The sequence below is a fragment of the Mesorhizobium sp. P160219 genome, from assembly GCF_057786095.1.
Genome location: NZ_JBYNWG010000001.1, coordinates 4,392,669 through 4,410,746, shown reverse-complemented (window position 1 = coordinate 4,410,746; position 18,078 = coordinate 4,392,669). Strand labels below are relative to the sequence as shown.

General features: G+C 61.6%; 16 protein-coding genes and 1 pseudogene. 13 read left to right on the top strand and 4 right to left on the bottom strand.

Annotation, left to right across the window (positions count from 1 at the left end; translation table 11 throughout):
• The first annotated feature begins 198 nt into the window (after positions 1 to 198).
• Positions 199 to 696, top strand: a complete 498-nt coding sequence (locus tag AC3EMP_RS21330) for a 2,4'-dihydroxyacetophenone dioxygenase family protein (protein WP_023710477.1) — start codon at positions 199 to 201, stop codon at positions 694 to 696.
• Between the two features lie 72 nt (positions 697 to 768).
• Positions 769 to 1,506, top strand: a complete 738-nt coding sequence (locus AC3EMP_RS21325) for an SDR family oxidoreductase (RefSeq protein WP_352711902.1) — start codon at positions 769 to 771, stop codon at positions 1,504 to 1,506.
• A 514-nt stretch (positions 1,507 to 2,020) separates the two neighbouring features.
• On the opposite strand, the gene AC3EMP_RS21320 is transcribed toward AC3EMP_RS21325, so the two are convergent.
• A complete protein-coding gene (locus AC3EMP_RS21320; RefSeq protein WP_196814907.1) occupies positions 2,021 to 2,578 on the bottom strand; it encodes a hypothetical protein in 558 nt (185 codons plus the stop codon).
• Between the two features lie 292 nt (positions 2,579 to 2,870).
• Positions 2,871 to 3,965 carry a mandelate racemase/muconate lactonizing enzyme family protein gene (locus AC3EMP_RS21315; RefSeq protein WP_023815749.1) on the bottom strand — a complete coding sequence of 365 codons (1,095 nt, stop codon included), beginning with the start codon at positions 3,963 to 3,965 and terminating at the stop codon, positions 2,871 to 2,873.
• Positions 3,966 to 4,152: 187 nt separating this feature from the next.
• Between AC3EMP_RS21315 and AC3EMP_RS21310 the strand changes: the two genes are divergently transcribed.
• The 6 genes from AC3EMP_RS21310 to AC3EMP_RS21285 all read left to right on the top strand — a co-directional run bounded on the left by AC3EMP_RS21310 (position 4,153) and on the right by AC3EMP_RS21285 (position 11,177).
• Complete coding sequence (locus tag AC3EMP_RS21310; protein WP_023815750.1) at positions 4,153 to 4,902, top strand: FCD domain-containing protein; 750 nt, start codon at positions 4,153 to 4,155, stop codon at positions 4,900 to 4,902.
• Positions 4,899 to 6,518, top strand: a complete 1,620-nt coding sequence (locus AC3EMP_RS21305) for a GMC family oxidoreductase (RefSeq protein WP_023815751.1) — start codon at positions 4,899 to 4,901, stop codon at positions 6,516 to 6,518. The genes AC3EMP_RS21310 and AC3EMP_RS21305 overlap by 4 nt, the downstream gene beginning before the upstream one ends.
• 103 nt (positions 6,519 to 6,621) lie before the next feature.
• On the top strand, positions 6,622 to 7,602 hold the full coding sequence (locus AC3EMP_RS21300; RefSeq protein WP_352676596.1) for an ABC transporter substrate-binding protein: 981 nt from the start codon (positions 6,622 to 6,624) through the stop codon (positions 7,600 to 7,602).
• Between the two features lie 60 nt (positions 7,603 to 7,662).
• Positions 7,663 to 9,207, top strand: a complete 1,545-nt coding sequence (locus AC3EMP_RS21295; protein ID WP_023707501.1) for a sugar ABC transporter ATP-binding protein — start codon at positions 7,663 to 7,665, stop codon at positions 9,205 to 9,207.
• The gene (locus AC3EMP_RS21290) at positions 9,204 to 10,208 is read left to right on the top strand and encodes an ABC transporter permease (protein ID WP_023693472.1); all 1,005 of its coding nucleotides are present in this window, start codon (positions 9,204 to 9,206) and stop codon (positions 10,206 to 10,208) included. The genes AC3EMP_RS21295 and AC3EMP_RS21290 overlap by 4 nt, the downstream gene beginning before the upstream one ends.
• A gap of 3 nt (positions 10,209 to 10,211) precedes the next feature.
• Positions 10,212 to 11,177, top strand: a complete 966-nt coding sequence (locus tag AC3EMP_RS21285) for an ABC transporter permease (protein WP_023672667.1) — start codon at positions 10,212 to 10,214, stop codon at positions 11,175 to 11,177.
• Between the two features lie 201 nt (positions 11,178 to 11,378).
• On the opposite strand, the gene AC3EMP_RS21280 is transcribed toward AC3EMP_RS21285, so the two are convergent.
• Complete coding sequence (locus AC3EMP_RS21280; protein ID WP_352711907.1) at positions 11,379 to 12,779, bottom strand: Do family serine endopeptidase; 1,401 nt, start codon at positions 12,777 to 12,779, stop codon at positions 11,379 to 11,381.
• A 445-nt stretch (positions 12,780 to 13,224) separates the two neighbouring features.
• On the opposite strand from AC3EMP_RS21280, the gene AC3EMP_RS21275 reads away from it, so the two are divergent.
• The 3 genes and pseudogenes from AC3EMP_RS21275 to AC3EMP_RS21265 all read left to right on the top strand — a co-directional run.
• The gene (locus tag AC3EMP_RS21275) at positions 13,225 to 13,836 is read left to right on the top strand and encodes an ATP-dependent Clp protease proteolytic subunit (RefSeq protein ID WP_023682462.1); all 612 of its coding nucleotides are present in this window, start codon (positions 13,225 to 13,227) and stop codon (positions 13,834 to 13,836) included.
• A gap of 69 nt (positions 13,837 to 13,905) precedes the next feature.
• Positions 13,906 to 14,334, top strand: a complete 429-nt coding sequence (locus AC3EMP_RS21270; protein ID WP_050485925.1) for a GFA family protein — start codon at positions 13,906 to 13,908, stop codon at positions 14,332 to 14,334.
• 46 nt (positions 14,335 to 14,380) lie between these two features.
• Positions 14,381 to 15,349 (top strand): annotated as a pseudogene (locus tag AC3EMP_RS21265) (M20/M25/M40 family metallo-hydrolase); the annotation flags it as partial.
• Between the two features lie 215 nt (positions 15,350 to 15,564).
• On the opposite strand, the gene AC3EMP_RS21260 reads toward AC3EMP_RS21265, so the two are convergent.
• Entirely contained in the window at positions 15,565 to 16,389 is an 825-nt protein-coding gene (locus tag AC3EMP_RS21260) for an SIR2 family NAD-dependent protein deacylase (RefSeq protein WP_352711911.1), read from the bottom strand.
• Positions 16,390 to 17,324: 935 nt separating this feature from the next.
• Here AC3EMP_RS21260 and AC3EMP_RS21255 point away from each other — a divergent pair.
• Both AC3EMP_RS21255 and AC3EMP_RS21250 read left to right on the top strand, forming a co-directional pair.
• Positions 17,325 to 17,495 carry a hypothetical protein gene (locus AC3EMP_RS21255; RefSeq protein ID WP_023672674.1) on the top strand — a complete coding sequence of 57 codons (171 nt, stop codon included), beginning with the start codon at positions 17,325 to 17,327 and terminating at the stop codon, positions 17,493 to 17,495.
• 39 nt (positions 17,496 to 17,534) lie between these two features.
• Positions 17,535 to 18,032 carry a metallophosphoesterase gene (locus AC3EMP_RS21250; RefSeq protein ID WP_352597167.1) on the top strand — a complete coding sequence of 166 codons (498 nt, stop codon included), beginning with the start codon at positions 17,535 to 17,537 and terminating at the stop codon, positions 18,030 to 18,032.
• Positions 18,033 to 18,078 lie beyond the last annotated feature (46 nt).

The following is an 18,078-nucleotide window of genomic DNA, read 5'->3' as shown; positions in this document are numbered from 1 at the left end:
CAAGAAGGAACCCACTGATCGTCTTCGACGCCCAACGGACCATCCCGAAACCCTTCCCGCTTGCGGTCGCGGCAGCGGGCGGGCGCGCGCCGACAACTTTCCCAATGCGTGGGCGCCCGATTGCGCCTCGGCAGAACTCGGCCCAGTTGTTAGGATCGCGCTGATATGGACTCCAATGAATTGGCGACAGAGGTTCCTATGTATCAATCCTTCAACGGCTCCGCCCATCCCCTGGCACCGAAAGAGATCGCGATCGCTGCCGTCCCCGAAGACGAGCGTGTCTGGGTCCCACAGGCGGAGGGCGTGTGGTTCCGACCACTTATGCTCAACACAATGCAAGGGCAGTGGTGCAATCTGCTCCGCGTACGCCGGGCCGGGATATTAAGCCGTCATCTGCATCCGGCCCCCGTGCATGGCTATGTGATCAAGGGGCGTTGGCACTATCTTGAACACGACTGGGTGGCAGAGACGGGATCTTACGTTTTCGAGCCGCCCGGTGAAATCCACACGCTCACGGTTCCAAGCGACGTGCCCGAGATGATCACCTTCTTCAACATTTCCGGCTGCATGGTTTACCTGGACAAGGATAACAAGCAGATTGGTTTCGAGGACGTTTTCACCAAGATCGACATGTGCAGAAATCACTATGCGAGCGTGGGTCTCGGTGACGATTTCGTCGATCAATTCGTACGGTAGACATCCGCCCGTTTGCCTTCCGCTGCGGTGAGTTCGCGCTCCGCCACAGAGGCGAAACGAGGAGATTTTTTGGTGACCGATTCCATATGGGCCATGCCCTTCTTCGCGGGCAAGACCGTCGTCATTACCGGAGGCACGACAGGCATCGGAAACGGCATCGCCATGGCGTTCGCCGGGGCCGGGGCAATCGTCCACGCGACGGGGGCGACGGCCGCCGAGGTGGCGGCCGCTCGTGCATACGGCACCGCCGTCTCGTATTCAGTACTCGACGTCCGGGACATGACTGCGGTCGAAGGATATTCAAGTCAGTTCACATCCGTTGCAGCGCTCGTAAATTGCGCAGGGGTAAACCTGCGCGCCGCCGAATTCACTGTCCAGGGTTTCGAAACGGTGGTCGATATCAATCTCACCGGCTCCATGCGGAGTGCGAGCGCGTTCCGAGGGGCACTCTCGAACGGGGGCGCCATCGTCAACATCGCATCGATGTTCGCGTTTTTCGGCGCGGCTCATGCGCCGGCTTACGCCGCATCCAAGGGCGCGGTCGTGCAACTTACCAAGTCACTTGCGATCGCCTATGCCGGGGATGGCATTCGCGTAAACGCATTGGCGCCTGGCTGGATCGAGACCGCCATGACCGCCGCGCCACGGGCCGATCCAGCTCGCAACGCGGAATTGATGAAACGCACTCCGATGGGTCGCTGGGGTACGCCGGGCGACCTGACTGGCCCCGCCTTGTTCTTGTGTTCGCCGCTCGCGGGGTTCATCACTGGGGCAATTTTGCCGGTTGACGGTGGCTATCTCATTGCGTGAGGCGTTGGCTATGCTGCGCGACCGATCTCCAAGCCTGTGTCGTCGAGATCAAGATCGAACGCGACCAATCGACCATGCCTGACCGCAATTGCCGCCACCAACTCCGCAAGCTCGCCATCCGTATGCTCGCAAAAAGCTGCCTGTTTCCTGACAATCGTGACCGCATCCCGGGTCGATACGACAGAGAACGGCCTCCGGGATCTCACGAATGATTCCGCAACCTCGGCGACGGATGAAGCTCGGTCAAAATTATCTTGCATACTTGCACCTCTGTACGACGCTAGCCCAAGCTCGGCCCGCGCAAATTGTTCCCATTGGCCTAATGCAGCATGGTTGGCATCCGGCTTGGGCTCCTTTGTGAGCGAAGGCCGGGAGCAACGCGACATGGCCGTCGCCGTGCCTTGGACAGTGGGCTGGACGCATTCGTCTCCACTCAACGAAAGGTCACGCCATCGGCCAGTCTCACTACATGCTTCAAATGCGAACACGAGCCCGACGCTAGAGACGAGGAGGATCAGATGTGTCCAAGCCGCTCGCCAAAGTTTCCGATCCTCGGATCACCGCAGTTCCCGCGCAACAAGTCGCCGGGAGACCTGTTTGCTCGCGTTGATTGCGGTCGACTGACTCCTGGCTCATTCGCCGCCTCGCCGGCTGGCTCCGGTCGGCCGGCCTCGTCCGTCTCCGTCATCGCTGGCCGGCGGACGATCCAATCCACCAAACCGGCTTCGGTCTGCTCGCAGGCCACGAATTCGCGCACCAGACTTCGCGCCAGCTCGCGCCATTGACACTCGGGCACGTTCATCTCCGCGATCAGATCTCGGCATGCAGCGCGTATGATGTCGGCATCGAAGGCTGACACGGCGACAGGACCACGGTCTGTATTCTTTGCTCGAGGAGTGTCGTCGCCCTGACGTTCGCGAAAGCGCCTCAGCACCTCGCGCGATGTGGCGATCGCTTGTCGGGTTTGACTCATAGCCTCGTAAAATCCAACTTCGCGGACCGGTGAGCGGTGCCGTGATAGAATGAAGTCCTCCATAACCGCATGCGCAGTGTCCGTACGCGTTGCAATCATCGCCGCCTCCCTGCAGGCGCACCCAATGCTTGCAGCTTCTGCCCGTTTTCGGGCGGCCGCCTGCATTTGTCGTGTCGCTGCTATGATCGCGTGAGTTAAAGCCGGTGAAGCGTCGCTGCAATTACAAATGTAAGTGTGGCATCCGATAAGTGGTATGCCCGCTGGCAGCGGCGGCGGCGAGTTCGTTCTTCAGACGGTCGAAGTCTTCCTCGGCGAAGCGCTCTCCGCGTTGCCGGAACGAGGAAGCAGGATCTGGACAAAATGCAGCGGCCGTGCCGCCGTTCAGGGGGCGCTATTGGCGAAAATCCGCCAATTTCCGCCAGTCGAAGACAACGCCCACTCCAGGCTCGTCGGGTGCTATCGCCAAACCATCCTGAAGCCTCAGCGGCTCAGTGGTATAATGGTCAATATCAAAACTATGCGCCTCCACCCAGCCGGCATTTGTCTGACCTGCAACGAGGCTGACATGAAGTTCCTGCATCCCGTGACTGCAGACCGGAATGCCAGCCTTGCGTGAGAGCGCTGCCACGCGCAGCCAGCCCGTGACCCCGCCGCAGTTGGAGGCGTCGGGTTGGATGTAGGCGAGATCCGACCAAGCGAAGGCATGCTCGAACTCCTCGATGACATGCAGGTTTTCTCCCATTGCCAGGGGCATTCCGGTCGCCTTGGCAATGCTGGCGTAACCCTCATAGTCGTCGGGTATGATGGGCTCCTCGAACCACAGCAGATCGTAGGCGGCGAATGCTCTCGCTGCCTCGATCGCTCGCGGGACGTCCAGCGCGTAGTTGGCGTCAACCATAAAGGTGACATGAGGGCCGATGCGCTCGCGAACTGCCTTCACCCGGGCCACATCCTCGGCAAGGTCGTCCTTGCCGACCTTGATCTTCACCCCGGTGAAGCCGGCATTGAGATAGGAATCGATGCTGGCCAAAAGCTGATCGAGGGTGAAGTTTAGGTCGATGCCGCCGCGATAGGCCTTGGCGCTCTTCCCGGCCCCGCCCGCCATCTGCCAAAGCGGCAGGCCGCTACGCCGGCCCTTGAGGTCCCATAATGCGATGTCGATCGCCGAGATCGCGAAAGAAGCGATGCCGCCGCGCCCGACATAGTGGATGTGCCAGAGCATGCCGTCGTAGATCGTGTCGATTTGCGTTGCGTCGCGTGCCTTGAGGAACGGCGCGAGGTCGTGATCGATCATTGCCTTGATTGCATAGCCGCCCCTGCCGCCGGTGTAGGTGTAGCCTGTGCCCTCGGTGCCGTCGGCAAGCCTCAGCGTGACGGTGACCAGCTCGAAATGCGTGTGCGCGCCGTGCTTGGCATCGGTCATCACCTCACGCAGTGGGACCCGAAACAGCCGGGTCTCGACTTCCTTGATTTCGGTGCGGCTCATGCTGCGCTCCATTCACGTTTTTTCATCGGACCATAATTGCACCGGCAGCGCTGACTGGCAACAATGTGGCTGATCTTTCAGCGGTTCTGAAGCCAATCCGTCATTTTTGGTCCTACAAAAGCATCAATCCGCTTGTGCTTTGGTCCGATTTACCTTCTAATAACAGGACCATCTGGGAGGAAAAGGCTTGCTGGATACGGAAGAGCGTCCTGAGATGCCCGCGGCTATTCTCGCCGCCCGCGCGGCCGACGCGATGGTGGCCGGCATAGAGGCCGACATCACGTCCGGAAGGCTTGGCGACGGCAGCTACCTGCCGGCCGAGCGCGAACTGATGATCGAGTATGGTGTGGGCCGGGGCGTTGTGCGTGAGGCGATTGCGCGCCTGGCCAGCCGCGGCCTGGTGGAAGCGCGTCCGCGGTTCCGGCCCGTGGCGCGCCGGCCTGGCCTGGATGCCGCGCTCGGCGCCCTCGACGGCATCGTAGGACATCTGCTGAGCGACCAGGCGGGCGTGAAGAACCTCTACGACATGCGCGTCTTCCTCGAGGCGTCGCTGGCGCGCAACGCCGCCATCCATGCCCGCAAGGATGACGTCACAGCCTTGAGGGCGGCGCTGGCGATGAACGAGGCGGCCATCCCGGATTCCGAGAAATTCTATGCGACGGACGTGGCGTTCCACGCAGCGCTCTATGACATCACGCGCAACCCGGTGCTGCCCGTCGTGCACAAGGCATTTACCGCCTGGCTGTCGCCGCATTGGATGCGCATGCCACGGTCGCCCGAGCGCAACCGCGTGAATTTCCTCAGCCATCGTGAAATCTGCACGGCCATCCTTGAGCGAGATCCTGACGGCGCCGAGCGGGCGCTACTCAACCACCTCTCGGCGGCCTGGGAGTATGTCCGCGGAACATTCGAAAGCCGTGAGGCGCCGGAAGCATGACGCAGTCCTACGACCATATCGTGGTGGGCGGCGGAGCGGCCGGCTGCGTCGCGGCGGCAAGGCTTGTCAAAGCGGGACGGCGAACCCTGCTGCTGGAGGCCGGCCATTCCCATCATCACCCCTTGCTCGACATGCCGCCCGGCATCTTCAAGATGATCAACGGCTCGAAATTCATGCGCTATCACCGCACCGAGCCGCAGGCCCATCTCGACGGCCGCGTCCATGAAATCTCGCAAGGCAACGTGCTGGGCGGCGGCACCTCGGTCAACGCCCAGGTCTACATGCGAGGCCGCTCGGCCGATTATGAGGAATGGGACGAGCTGCTGCGCGGCAACAATGCCGGCGTACGCTGGAACTGGCAGGCGGTGCTGCCGCATTTCACCGGCATGGAGGGAAACAACCGCCTCGGCGGCGAACTGCATGGCAGCGAAGGTCCGCTGCTGGTCTCGGATCCAGGCCACATCGATGATGTTTCCCGTTGGTTCGTCCAGGCCGTCCAAGGCCTTGGATTGCCGTACAACCATGACTTCAACGGACCGTCGCAGCGCGGGGTCGGCTTCTACCAGTTCATGAACCGGCGGGGAAAGCGCAGCAGCGCCGCCTATGCCTTCATCGAGCCGCTGACGAATGATCCCAAGCTGACGCTGAAACTCAATTGCACAGTCAGCCGGCTGCTGATCGAAAACGGTCGGGTCACCGGCGTCGTCTATTCGGATGCGTCGGGCGCCGAGCATACCGTCCATGCGGATGCCGACGTGATCGTCTCGTCCGGTGCCCTCGTCTCGCCGAAACTGCTCATGCTGTCCGGCATCGGCCCCGCCGAGGCGCTTGCCGGGCACGGCATTTCCTGCGTCGCCGACCTGCCCGGGGTCGGCGAAAACCTGATCGACCATCCGGAGGTGCCGATCATCGCCACCGCAAACGGCCCATACGGCTATTTCAGGCAGGGCCAAGGCTGGAGGATGATCAGGAACGGCCTGCATTTCAAGCTCTTCGGCACCGGCACGATCCTGTCAGCGGGGGTGGAGGCCGGAGCCTTCGTCAATCCGGCCGATCCCGAGGGCGAACCGACGATCCAGGCCTTCTGCGTGCCGCACGTCTATCTGGACCGCGATATCCTGACCTTGGTCGAGAACACCTATGGGCTTACCGTGACGACAGTGGTGGTGAAGCCAAAGTCGCGCGGTTTCGTAAGGCTGCGTTCGGCGGATCCGAAGGACATGCCGATCGTTTCGCCGAACCTCCTTAAACATCCCGACGACATGAGGGAAATGATCTCCGGCCAGCGTTATTTCCTGCAGGCTTTTCAGACCAAGCCGCTCGCCGATCGGGTCAAGGCCATTGCCGTGCCAAGCCAGGATGATCTCAGCGACGAAGCCATGACAAAGCATTGCAAGCGCTTTGTGAAGACCAACTACCATCCGGCCGGGACATGCCGGATGGGCTCGGACAGCGACCGGATGGCGGTGCTGGACGCGGCGCTGCGCGTGCGCGGAATAGACAATCTGCGGGTTGCCGACATGTCGGCCTGCCCCAACATCAATGCCGGCAATACGGCGGCGCCCGCCATGATGCTGGGCGACCGCTGCGCCGACTTTATTTTGGAGGCGGCATAGCGCCTGACCCAGCTTGCCGACGGCGTCATCGCCGAAGCCGTCTGGGCCGATATCGTGAGGAAATTACACAGTCGCTGAAAGCGACAATAAAGGAGGAAAGAGCATGATCATTACCCGTCGAGAACTACTGGTTGGCTCCGCCGCCGGCGCGGTCGCGCTGACACTCGGCTCACGCGCCTTCGCGGCGCTCCCGCCGCTCGCCAAGAAGGACAAGTACAAGGTCGGTTTCGCCCAGACGGAAAGCAACAATCCGTGGCGTCTTGCCGAGACCAAGAGCATGCAGGACGAAGCCGCCAAGCTTGGCCATCAGCTGGTCTACACGGATGCCGCCGGTTCGTCGGCCAAGCAGGCCTCCGACGTGAACTCGATGATCGCGCAGGGCGTCGACGCAATCTTCCTGCCGCCCCGCGAAGACAAGCCCCTAGTGCCGGTCATTCTTGCCGCGCGCGATGCCGGCATACCGGTGTTTCTGGTCGACCGCGACGTTGATCACACCATGGCCAAGCCGGGCGAGGATTATGTCTGCTTCATCGGTTCGGATTTCATCGAGGAGGCGACCCGCGTCGGCGAATGGCTGGTCAAGAACGCCAATGGCAAGTCGAAGATCATCGAGCTGGAAGGCACGACCGGAGCCTCGGCCGCTACCGACCGCAAGAAAGGCTTCGACGATTTCATCGCCAAGCACTCGCAGTTCACCATCCTGGCGTCGCAGTCCGGCGACTTCGCCCGCGACAAGGGCCGGCAGGTCGCCGAGACGCTGCTTCAGGCGCACCCTGATGCGGATATCATCTACGCGCATAATGATGAGATGGCGCTAGGCGCCATCGCCGCTTTGGAAGCAGCCGGCAAGACCCCGGGCAAGGATGTGCTGATCTTGTCGATCGACGGCGAGAAGGAAGGCGTCCAGGCGATCATTGACGGCAAGATCGGCGCTATCTGCGCTTGCAGCCCGCTGTTCGGGCCGAAGGCCTTCGCAACGATGGCCGACTATGCGGCCGGCAAGAAGATCCCGCCGTTCATCAAGAACGAGGATGCCTTCTTCGACGCCACGAACGCGAAGAAAGACTTCCATATTGCGTTCTGATATCCACTTTCTTTCCAGTTGCCCTACCCGCTTCGGCGGGTAGGGTTTGGGAGTTTGACGATGACCGCTCAGCCGGACCAAGCCGCGCTGCTCCTGGACATGCGTGACATCCAGAAGCGTTTTGCCGGCATCCCTGCCCTGGCCGATGCCTCGCTCCAGGTTCTTCCGGGCGAGATCCACGCACTCATCGGCCAGAACGGTGCGGGCAAATCGACACTTATCAAGGTGCTCACCGGCTATTACCGCCGGGATGCGGGGCAGGTGCTGTTCGAACGGAAGCCGTTCGAAGTTGGGTCTCCGCATCAGGCGCAGGTCAGCGGCATCAGCACCATCTACCAGGAGATCAATCTCGTACCGCTGCGCTCGGTGACCGAGAACATCTGCCTTGGACGCGAGAAGCGCCGCCGCGGCCTGCTCGACTGGAGCGCGATGCATGCGGAAGCCGAGCGCCTGCTCAGCCGCTTCTCGATCGGCATCGACGTGCGCCGCCCGCTCAGCGATTTCAACACCGCCACGCAGCAGATGGTGGCGATCGCCCGCGCCATCGGCTTTTCCGCCCGCCTCGTGATCATGGATGAGCCGACCTCCTCGCTGGACGAGCGTGAAGTCTCGGTCTTGTTCAGCGTTATCCGTCAGCTCAAGGCCGACGGCGTCTCCGTTCTGTTCGTCAGCCACAAGCTCGACGAGTTGTACGAGGTCTGCGACCGGGTCACGATCATGCGTGACGGCCGCACGGTACGAAGCGCGGCGATGAGCGACATCGGCAAGCTGGAGCTGGTCGCGGCCATGCTCGGCCGCGACGTCGCAGCCGTCGAAGGCCATGCGACCGCGTTCGGTGAACGCGATCGGTCGAGGATCGGTGATGTGCTGTTTACCGCGCAAGGGCTGGCGGCCGGCCAGTTGGTGCGTGACGTGAGCTTCGACCTGCGCCGCGGCGAGATCGCCGGCTTTGCCGGCTTGCTCGGCGCCGGCCGCACCGAAACAGCCCGCCTCGTATTCGGCGCCGACCGCCGGAGCGCAGGCGAGATGACGATGGAGGGCGCGTCCTACCATCCCGCACGTGCCGCTGATGCCATCGCCGCAGGGATGGGCTTCTGCACTGAGGACCGCAAGGCCGAGGGCATCGTGCCGGAAATGACCGTCGCGGAGAACATAACACTGGCACTGCTGCCGAAAATCAGCCGCAATGGCATCCTGAACGAGGCCCGGCAGAAGGAGATCGTCGAGCGCTTCATTCGTGAACTCGACATCAAATGCTCGGGGCCTAACCAGAAGGTCCGCGAGTTGTCGGGCGGCAACCAGCAAAAGGTGCTGCTTGCCCGCTGGCTGGCAATGAACCCGAAGCTGCTCATTCTCGATGAGCCGACGCGCGGCATCGATGTCGGGGCCAAGGCCGAGATCCAGCGCCTCATCCGCAAGCTTGCCGATGACGGGCTCGGCGTGCTGATGATCTCCTCGGAACTCGAGGAAGTGATGGAAGGAGCCGACCGCATATTCGTGCTGCGCGAAGGAGTGAGGGTGGCCGAACTGGAAGGCCAGGCAGCCGACGAGGAGGACGTGCTCGCGGCGATGGCGCATGGCGGCGCGGCGAAGGAGGCAGCGTGAGCGATCTGGCCACACCATCCGCAGCCAACGACGCTGGAAACCGCCGCTTTGATGTGTTCGGTTTCCTGGCGCGCTACGGCACGGTGATCGCGCTTGTGCTGCTGGTGGTCTTCAACCTTGCCTATACGCGCAATTTCGCGACGCTGCAGACACTCAACGTCAACCTAACCCAGGTCTGCACGATTGTGATCGTCGCGGTGGGGATGACCCTGGTGATCGCCACCGGCGGCATCGACCTGTCGGTTGGTTCGCTGATGGCGATCTCCGGCGCATTGGCGCCGATGATCTTCATGGGCACGATCTTCCCGGTCGGAAACATCTATCTGGCGGTAGCCGTCGCGATGATTGCCTCGATCCTCGTCGCCGGCCTGTTCGGGCTGTTCAATGGCTGGTTGGTCTCGCGTTTCCGCATCCAACCTATTGTTGCAACGCTCGTGCTGTTCATCGCCGGGCGCGGGATCGCGCAGGTCATGACCAACGGCAATCTGCAGACCTTCCGCGTGCCGCAATTCCAGTGGATCGGACTTGCCCGCCCGCTCGGCATTCCCGCGCAGGTCATCATCATGGCCGTGCTGGTTGCGGTGGCCGCTTGGGCCCTTCACCGCACGGTGTTCGGGCGAAGCATCCTGGCGGTCGGCGGCAATGAAAAGGCCTCTGAACTCGCCGGCATCGCCGTATCGAGGATCAAGCTCGCTGTCTATGCGATCAGCGGCCTGTGCGCGGGGCTAGCCGGTCTCGTCGTCATTGCGATCAACTCCTCCAGCGACGCCAATCTCGTGGGGCTGGGCATGGAACTCGACGCCATCGCGGCGGTCGCGGTGGGCGGCACGCTGTTGAGTGGCGGAAAGGCCACAATCATCGGCACCCTGCTGGGCGCACTGACCATCCAGTTGGTGCGCTACACGCTGCTCGCCAATGGCGTACCCGACGCCGCTGCGCTCGTCGTCAAGGCCGGCATCATCGCATTCGCCGTCTGGCTGCAGCAGCAACACCGGGTGTAATCCATGAACAGCGCCAGACTGGTTCGCATCATCGGCACTTACGGTGTCGTCATCGCGCTTGCAGCCCTCGTCCTGTTCGGATTCCTGCGCTACGACCGCTTCCTCGGCCTCTTCAACGTGATGAGCGTTCTGCGCTACAACTCGATGTTCGCGCTCGTCGCGCTCGGCATGTGCTTCGTGATCATGACCGGCGGCATAGACCTGTCCGTCGGCTCCGTCGCAGCCTTGGGCAGCGTCGCGTCAGCCCTGGCGAGCCCGCACGGCATCGTGGCAGGCCTTGCAGCGGGCGTTGGCGCCGGCCTGGCAGCCGGGCTGATCAACGCGCTCCTGGTTACACGCGGCAACCTGATGCCATTCATCGCCACGCTTGCCACCATGCTGGCCGCAAGCGGCTCGGCGCTGCTTCTGGCCGGCAACCAGACGGTTTCGGTGTCTTACGATTCGGGTTTCACCGCCATCGGCCAAGGGAATTTCTGGATTTTCCCGATTCCGGCAGTCATCGCCCTGGTTGCCTATGCCGTCGGCTCAGTGGTCCTGAACTACACCAGCACGGGACGGACGGTGCTGGCCATCGGCGGTGGCGAGGATGCCTCGCGGCTGATGGGGCTGCGCACTGACCGCGTCAAATTTCTCGTCTATGTCGCAAGCGGGTGCCTGGCCGGGCTCGCCGGCGTCGTCCTCGCTTCTCAGTTCGGCGCAGGCCAGCCGATCGAGGGCGTCGGCTGGGAGCTGTTTGCCATCGCAGCCGTGGTCGTGGGCGGGACGCTGCTGACCGGCGGCTCGGGCTCGGTGTTGACCACGCTGGCCGGCGTGCTGTTGCTCGGGATCCTTTTCAACGTCCTGAACTTCGAAAACGGCATGGGTTGGATTTCGCTGTCAGCCTACTGGCAGTCGGTGATCCGCGGGCTGTTTTTGCTCGTCGTCGTCCTTCTCCAGGCACGGCTTACGGCAAGGCGCGAAACTGCCTGAGGATGGCGAGCGCCTTCGAGCACGATGAGCTCAAAAGAGCTCTGGCGCTGCAGAATCAGTGCGCGTTGCGCACCCGGCCCAATGAGCGCATCCCGCAGACTTTCTGCGGCGATGCTTCCCCGGTGCACCTGGGGTCCGACACCCTTGGAGCGGGATCCGCAAGCGGATCGTGGTGCAGTCACATGGTCGTCCTGGAGACGGTCATTTCCCGGCGACCGCCACGAACACGGACTGCCCCTGCCTTTCCAGCCGAAACAGGATGGGCTTGCTCTGCCGGCGAGAGTTCGCCCACTCCTCGACGATGTCCGAAGGCTCCGTCACGCGGCGATTGTTGGCCGATATGATGACATCGCCCGGCTGCAATCCGCTCCGGGCGGCAAGGCCATCGGGAGCCACTTCCACGACGAAGACGCCGGTCGTTCCTGATTTGATGCCGAGCTGCTGACGCGCCTGATCCGGAATCTGGCTGAGCGATAGGCCGAGGCCTTCGGCCGCCGACCTCTTGTCGGGAACAGCGCCGGTCTTCACCTCCGCATCCTTGCGCTCACCGATGACAAGCGCGATCTCCTGGTCCTTGCCGCCGTTACTCCGTGTCAGAGTGGCCTTGCTGCCAGGCTTCTGGCTAGCCGTCGCAAGCGTGAGGTCATGGACACCCTCAATGCCCTTGCCGTTGAACCGGGTGATCACGTCACCCGGCTTCAAGCCGGCTTTCTCCGCCGGGCTGCCGGGCTCGACCGAAGCAACCAGCGCGCCCTTGTCATCCTTCATCCCGAGGGCCTCAGCCAGCGACGGCGTGATGTCCTGCAGGCGGACCCCGATGAAGCCACGCTCGATCCGGCCGGTTCTAATCAACTGGTCGGCGATGCTCTGGGCGGTGCGCGATGGCACCGCAAATCCGATCCCGATGCTGCCGCCCGACGGCGAGACAATGGCGGTGTTGACGCCGATCACCTCGCCACGTGCGTTGAACAGCGGACCGCCCGAGTTGCCTCGATTGATCGACGCGTCCGTCTGGAGAAAATCGTCGTACGGCCCGGCTTGAATGTCTCGCGAGCGGGCCGACAGAACGCCGACAGTGACTGTCCCTCCGAGTCCGAAGGGACTGCCGATCGCGATTGTCCATGCGCCCGGCTGCATTGCATCCGAGTCACCCCATTTGGTCGTGGTCATGTTGGGCCGCGGGTCGACCTTCAGCACCGCTATATCGGTGGCGGGGTCACGGCCGACCAATTGCGCCGGCGCCGTTTCCTTGTCGGAAAATACGACATGGATCTCTGTCGCATCGGCAACGACATGGTTGTTGGTGACGATGTAGCCGTCGGGACTGATCACAAATCCGGAGCCAAGCGCCTCCCTCACCTGTGGCTGAACGGGTCCGAGGCCCTGGCCGTCGAACGGACTTGTAAAGTCGCCCGCCGTCGTCTGTTCCTGGACAACCTCCCGGGTCGTGATCGCGACCACGGCCGGCAATTTCTGCTGAATGATCGCCGTGAAGTCGGTCGGGGTATCCTGGGCCAGGACAGGCGCCACGCCACTGGCCGAGAGCATCAGCGCAACCGCGATCAAGCGCGTTGCAAATCGTCTTTGCATATCGTGAGACATTGCTGGACCTCCTGCCGGACAGCCCCGGCCGCTCGGCCGCGCCGCGCGGAGCCGGTGCTCCGGACGCTAGAACTGCCAACAAAGCTGTTTGTTTCAGCCCCCCGGAAAAATGGCACGGCCAGGAAAAACAGCCCGACCGCGGGGGTCCGGAAGGCAGCAGCCGGGAACCATTGAGGCCGTCGAGTTCAACCGTCCACAGGACTGGTCCCGGACGTAGCAGAAGTCAGCAAAGCGACTGCGTCAGCTCCGGCAAATGCCCGATATGCCCATGGAGCCAACCCAGCGGCTGAGGTGCCTCTACCGGGCCTGGTGCGAAAACGATCTGCAATGCAAGAGGGAGCTCAACAGCCGCAGAGAGACGCGGTCGTGATCACCGCCGCTCGAACTCCCTCAAGGGAACAAAAGGGTACCAACTAAGTTCGGCCCCCATAGTGAGGATGTCTATATGGATCTGTTGCCCCAGTCAGCCGAACACACCGTCTCCCCGCCGCCCGCTCCAGACCTTCACCGGCTTTTGTTCGATCCAAACTTGCGTATACACGGCTTGATTGATGACACTGTCGTCACCAAAGCCTTGGACGATTTGAAAGCCGTGCGTTCCGGGGAAGACGATCTCTACGTTGAAATCGACACGCCCGGAGGCGACGCCGACGGCGCGCGACGTCTAGCTCTAGAGTTCAAGCTTTTTCTGAAACACTCGGGCCGCAACGGCTACATCATTGGCAAGAATACGGTTTACTCTGCCGGGGTAACGGTCCTTGCCGCTTTCCCGAAAGCCTGCAGGTTCCTTTGCCCGCAAGCAGTCCTGCTGATTCATGAAAGAAGGCTTGAGAAAGACTTGGTTCTGAATGGACCAATTCGAAGCTGTCTTCAGATCGTTCGCGAACAACTTGCGCTGTTGGAAACGGCAGAGCGACTCGAGAATGAAGGGTTCGCCGATCTCGTCCAAGGTTCTCGAACATCGCTGGAAGAGCTGCGCGACCATGCCTTGACCAACTGCTACCTGATGGCAGCCAGAGCTTTGGAGTTGGGCCTTGTTGAAGACATTGCCGATTAACTTGACGCCTCGGATGCAAACGGCAGAGCCGAGTCCAACACGCTTCCCTCACTCATGGCTCCGGCGACCATGAACGGCAAGGTTGAAAAGATAGAGCGGACCGGCGGCTGTCTTTGCGGGTCTGTGAGGTATGTTGTCACCGGCGCGCCGTTGCGCGTTGGCTTGTGTCATTGCCAGGATTGCAAGAGAACCAGCGGCAGCACCTACAGTGCCTTTGCCGTGTGGCCGCGGTCGGCTTACCAGTGCAAGGGCGAGCTTGTTGCATTCAACGGCAGAGGTTTTTGTCCGGCATGCGGGTCGCGCGTGGTGAACCTCCGCGACGACGAAGCCGAGATCATGATCGGCACTCTCGATGATGCGCCAAACGACCTTCTCCCGGCATACGAGCTTTGGACCCCCCGGCGCGAAGCCTGGCTCCACAACCTGCCTTGGGCTGACCAATTCGCGGGCGATCGCACCGAAGAAGGCCAAAATTGGCGCGAAGCCCGACGAGTATGACCATGCTCGAATGGCCCTCCACCCATGAACTGTGAAAGTCAGCTTCATGCGCGATAAATCACTCAAGTTCTTGAAGAAAATTGTGGCGACCCCGTCGCCGAGCGGCTTTGAGCAACCTGTAGCGGAGCTTTTCCGCGAGTATGTTCGTCCGTATGCCCACAGGTTGACGACGGACGTCATGGGCAATGTCACAGCGATCATCAATCCTGAGGCGTCTATGCGCTTCATGTATGCCGGGCACATGGATGAGGTCGGCTTCATCGTCCACTACATCGACGATGACGGTTTTCTGTTCTTCAGCACCATAGGTGGAACGGACGTTGCCACTGAAATCGGCCAGCGTGTCTGGGTGCACGGCAAAGAGCCGATCCTGGGGGTCGTGGGTCGCAAAGCAATCCAGACCTTCAAAGCCTCTGACACGTCTCAAACACCCTCGCTGATGGAACTGTGGATCGATATCGGCGCGAGTTCGCGAGAGGAAGCGTTGAAGGTCGTAGAGGTCGGCAGCGCGGTGACTATCCATGGCGAGTTTGCAGCGCTCCAGGGCAACCTTGCTGTCGGACGAGCGTTCGACAACAAGGTCGGCCTCCTCATCGGCGCCGAGGTGCTGCGCTGCCTCTCTGAGGAGGGAGGCGTTCACCCCGGCGTGGGGCTCTATATCCTGGGTACGGTTCAAGAGGAAATCGGTTCCCGAGGCGCGATGACCTCGGCGTTCAATATCGCGCCTCGAACCGGCCTCGCAATCGATATGGGCGTGGCGATGGACTATCCGCGCGCTCGCGCCGAGGATCAGGGCAAACTGGACCTTGGGAAAGGGCCGGCAATCACTCAAGGCGCGAACACCAACCCGGTGGTGTTCAATCTGCTGAAGTCGGTGGCCGAGAAAGAGGGCCTGCCTTATCAGTTTCAGGCGGTGGGCAGCTCAAGCCCTACCGACGCGCGTGTCATGCAGCAGAACCGCGGCGGCGTCGCAAGTGGGGTGCTCTCCGTGCCTTTGCGTTACATGCATACCCCGTCCGAAGTTGTTTGCTTGGATGATGTGCAAACGACGATTGACTTGGTTTGTGCATATTGCCGGCAATTGACGCCGGAGATCGATGATCGCTGCGGGATTGATTGTGGAAGTCGTGGCTCCAACAGTCGCCGATCTGGCGCCTGTCGGCCACCGCCCGGTTCGTCGGTCACCGCGCACCTGCGAAAACCCAACCACGGTCCACTGGGGAGCGCGCCTCAGGTCACCGCGACCGCTTCCACCAAACGCCTGAGGAAATCCGTCAGACCGGCTTCAGGATCATCACCTGCGCCAACGAGCACCGAAATACCCCAGCGCCCAAGCACGGCCTCCTCCACAGGGTTGCGGCTGGGCATGAAGATGAACGAAGGGGGACGATCTTTCTCATATCCAGACCGGTGCCAGGTTTGCCAAAGCCGGTGCAACAGCAGCCGGATGTTTGGATCGGAGAGGCTATAGCCAATGAACAGGATCGTGCTGCCGAGAGCGTCGGAGCGAAAGCGGACATCAAGGGGAGAATTGAAGGACAGGCGGTCAAGATAGTCGGTTTCGGTGAGGACAAGGGAAGAGTCCTCGTCAAAGTCGCCGTGAAATTTCACGATGTGCGTTATGCCTCGACGGGCCTGCGCAACGTGCCGTGCGTTGGCCACTTTCACGTACTCTCGACCGTGGATTTCAAAAGCGAGTTCCAGGTTCCGGTCATAGTTCGTCGTATAGATGACGGGAAAATCGAGCGTCACGATGAGACGGTGCAATTCCGATTTCTCGATCCGTTCCTTGGCGACAGACCAGTTTCTGTCCATCCAACTGCGAAGTGGTCCGATGCTGCCATGCTTGATCCGATAGTATTCGGCCAAGGTCTGAAAACGATCGCGTCGCGTGGAAAATTCATCGTCGACGCCGAGCTCCTTTGCCATTCGCTCGATGAGCTTCTCCCAAGACGGAAGTCCGATGCTGATCGATACCCCCGCCCCCACAAACAAAATTGCGCTGCGATGACGAATTGCATTGGCGAGCGAATTTATAGGATCATCATCGTTCATGGATAGGTCCTCCGAAGCCACTCGCGTGGGCCGGACCTAAAGGTGCGTGCCCCGTGAGCGGATCGTGGACGCGGCCCCGCAATTCGAGCCAGCACGGCGCACTGCGGGAGCATCGTGCTCCGCCCTCATCGACGAAATCGGATCGACCACGCACCAGCCAGCCCAGAGGGGGCGGCCCTTGCAGTCCTGCCGAGCCGCTTGCCACCCGAACCGAGGTAGCGGCCGCGAGGACACTGGCTGTGAACTGGAACCGGCGGTGTTGCGGTTTACTGGCCACGTTGATTCAGTTCTGCGCCAGCCATATTGCGCAAAACTCTATCGAGTTTCGCATTCACCAAGAGGTTGCGCCGCTTCGCGCCGATAAAGATGGCGAGAGAGTAAATCATTGTAAGAACAGAGATCATCGTCATTCCGGCCTAAACATCAGCGGCCGGAGATGTTCCATGCGCCCGGAAATATTCCAGTGCAGGTGTTTTTAAATCGCCGAAGCTACGCGCTCAATGCGCGGTTGGTTTCGTGTCCAGGGCGGACGAATTAGCGCAAGGCGGTATTCATCCTCCCACATCGGCGGCGGACTGAAGCGAAATGCTGGTTGTGTCCCCCAGAATTGCAATGAAACGCCGATGCTTTGCATGCGGCCCGGAACAAATGCTCGCTTGCACAGTTCGAGCCATGCAGCGGTCGACCCCCGCGCTGCAAGATCGGTAGCCCGATCGCCCGCGCCGGCCCCTCCCACGGCGCGGGCTTTCGTTTGAATTCACGCTGTCGGGGTTGGAGTCGCTCCGCCGTTGTCGCGAGCCGGCTGATATACGCGCTGTCCGGGGCTCGCGGGATGCCGGCGACATCGGCATTCGCGCAGTCCGGCAGGTCAGCCCATGCACGGGAACAACGCGGCACTGTGATGGTTTGGTGGCCTCGGAAGGTGGCAGAGAACGATGGGCAAAAAGCCCAAACAGCACGCAAAATCTACGGCGGATCGCGAAAAGGCGATCGAGGCGCTCTACTTCGCGCGCAAGTGCGGCCTTACGAAGGAAGAGGCACTCAAGATGCTCAGGGAAGCCCCGATCGGGATCGATGATGAAGCCGAAGAGCGCTCCGGCAGTTAGAGGCGATCGCCGGTCGCGCGTCGCAGCCGGCTGCGGCGCATGATCTTCTTCACTTCCGATACGCATTTCAACGATCCGCGCATTCTGCGCCTCGACCGGCGTCCCTTCGCCTCGTTGGTCGAGCATGACCAGGCGCTGGTTGCATTTTGGAACGAAACCGTTGGCCCGAACGACGAGGTCTGGCACCTCGGCGATTTCGCCAAGGGCCCAGCCGAGACCGTGTCTTCACTGCTGTCGTCTCTTAACGGGTCCAAGCACCTGATAATTGGCAACAATGACAGCGCTGCCACCATTGGCGACCCGGCCTGGGCGAGCGTGCACCACTACATGGAGCTTCCTGTCGAGGGCAGCTTGCTGGTTCTCTGCCACTATCCTTTTCGCACCTGGAACCACATCGGCAAGAGATCGGTAAACCTGCACGGTCATTCGCACGGCCGTCTGAAGCCGATGACGCGCCAGCATGATGTCGGCGTCGACGCATGGGGATTTCGTCCGGTCACCTTTGCTGCCATTCAGGCCAGTCGCCGGCGGGGTTAGCCCGACAGAACGCCGGGCGAGCGAAGGTCTTCAGCTTTGCGGGATT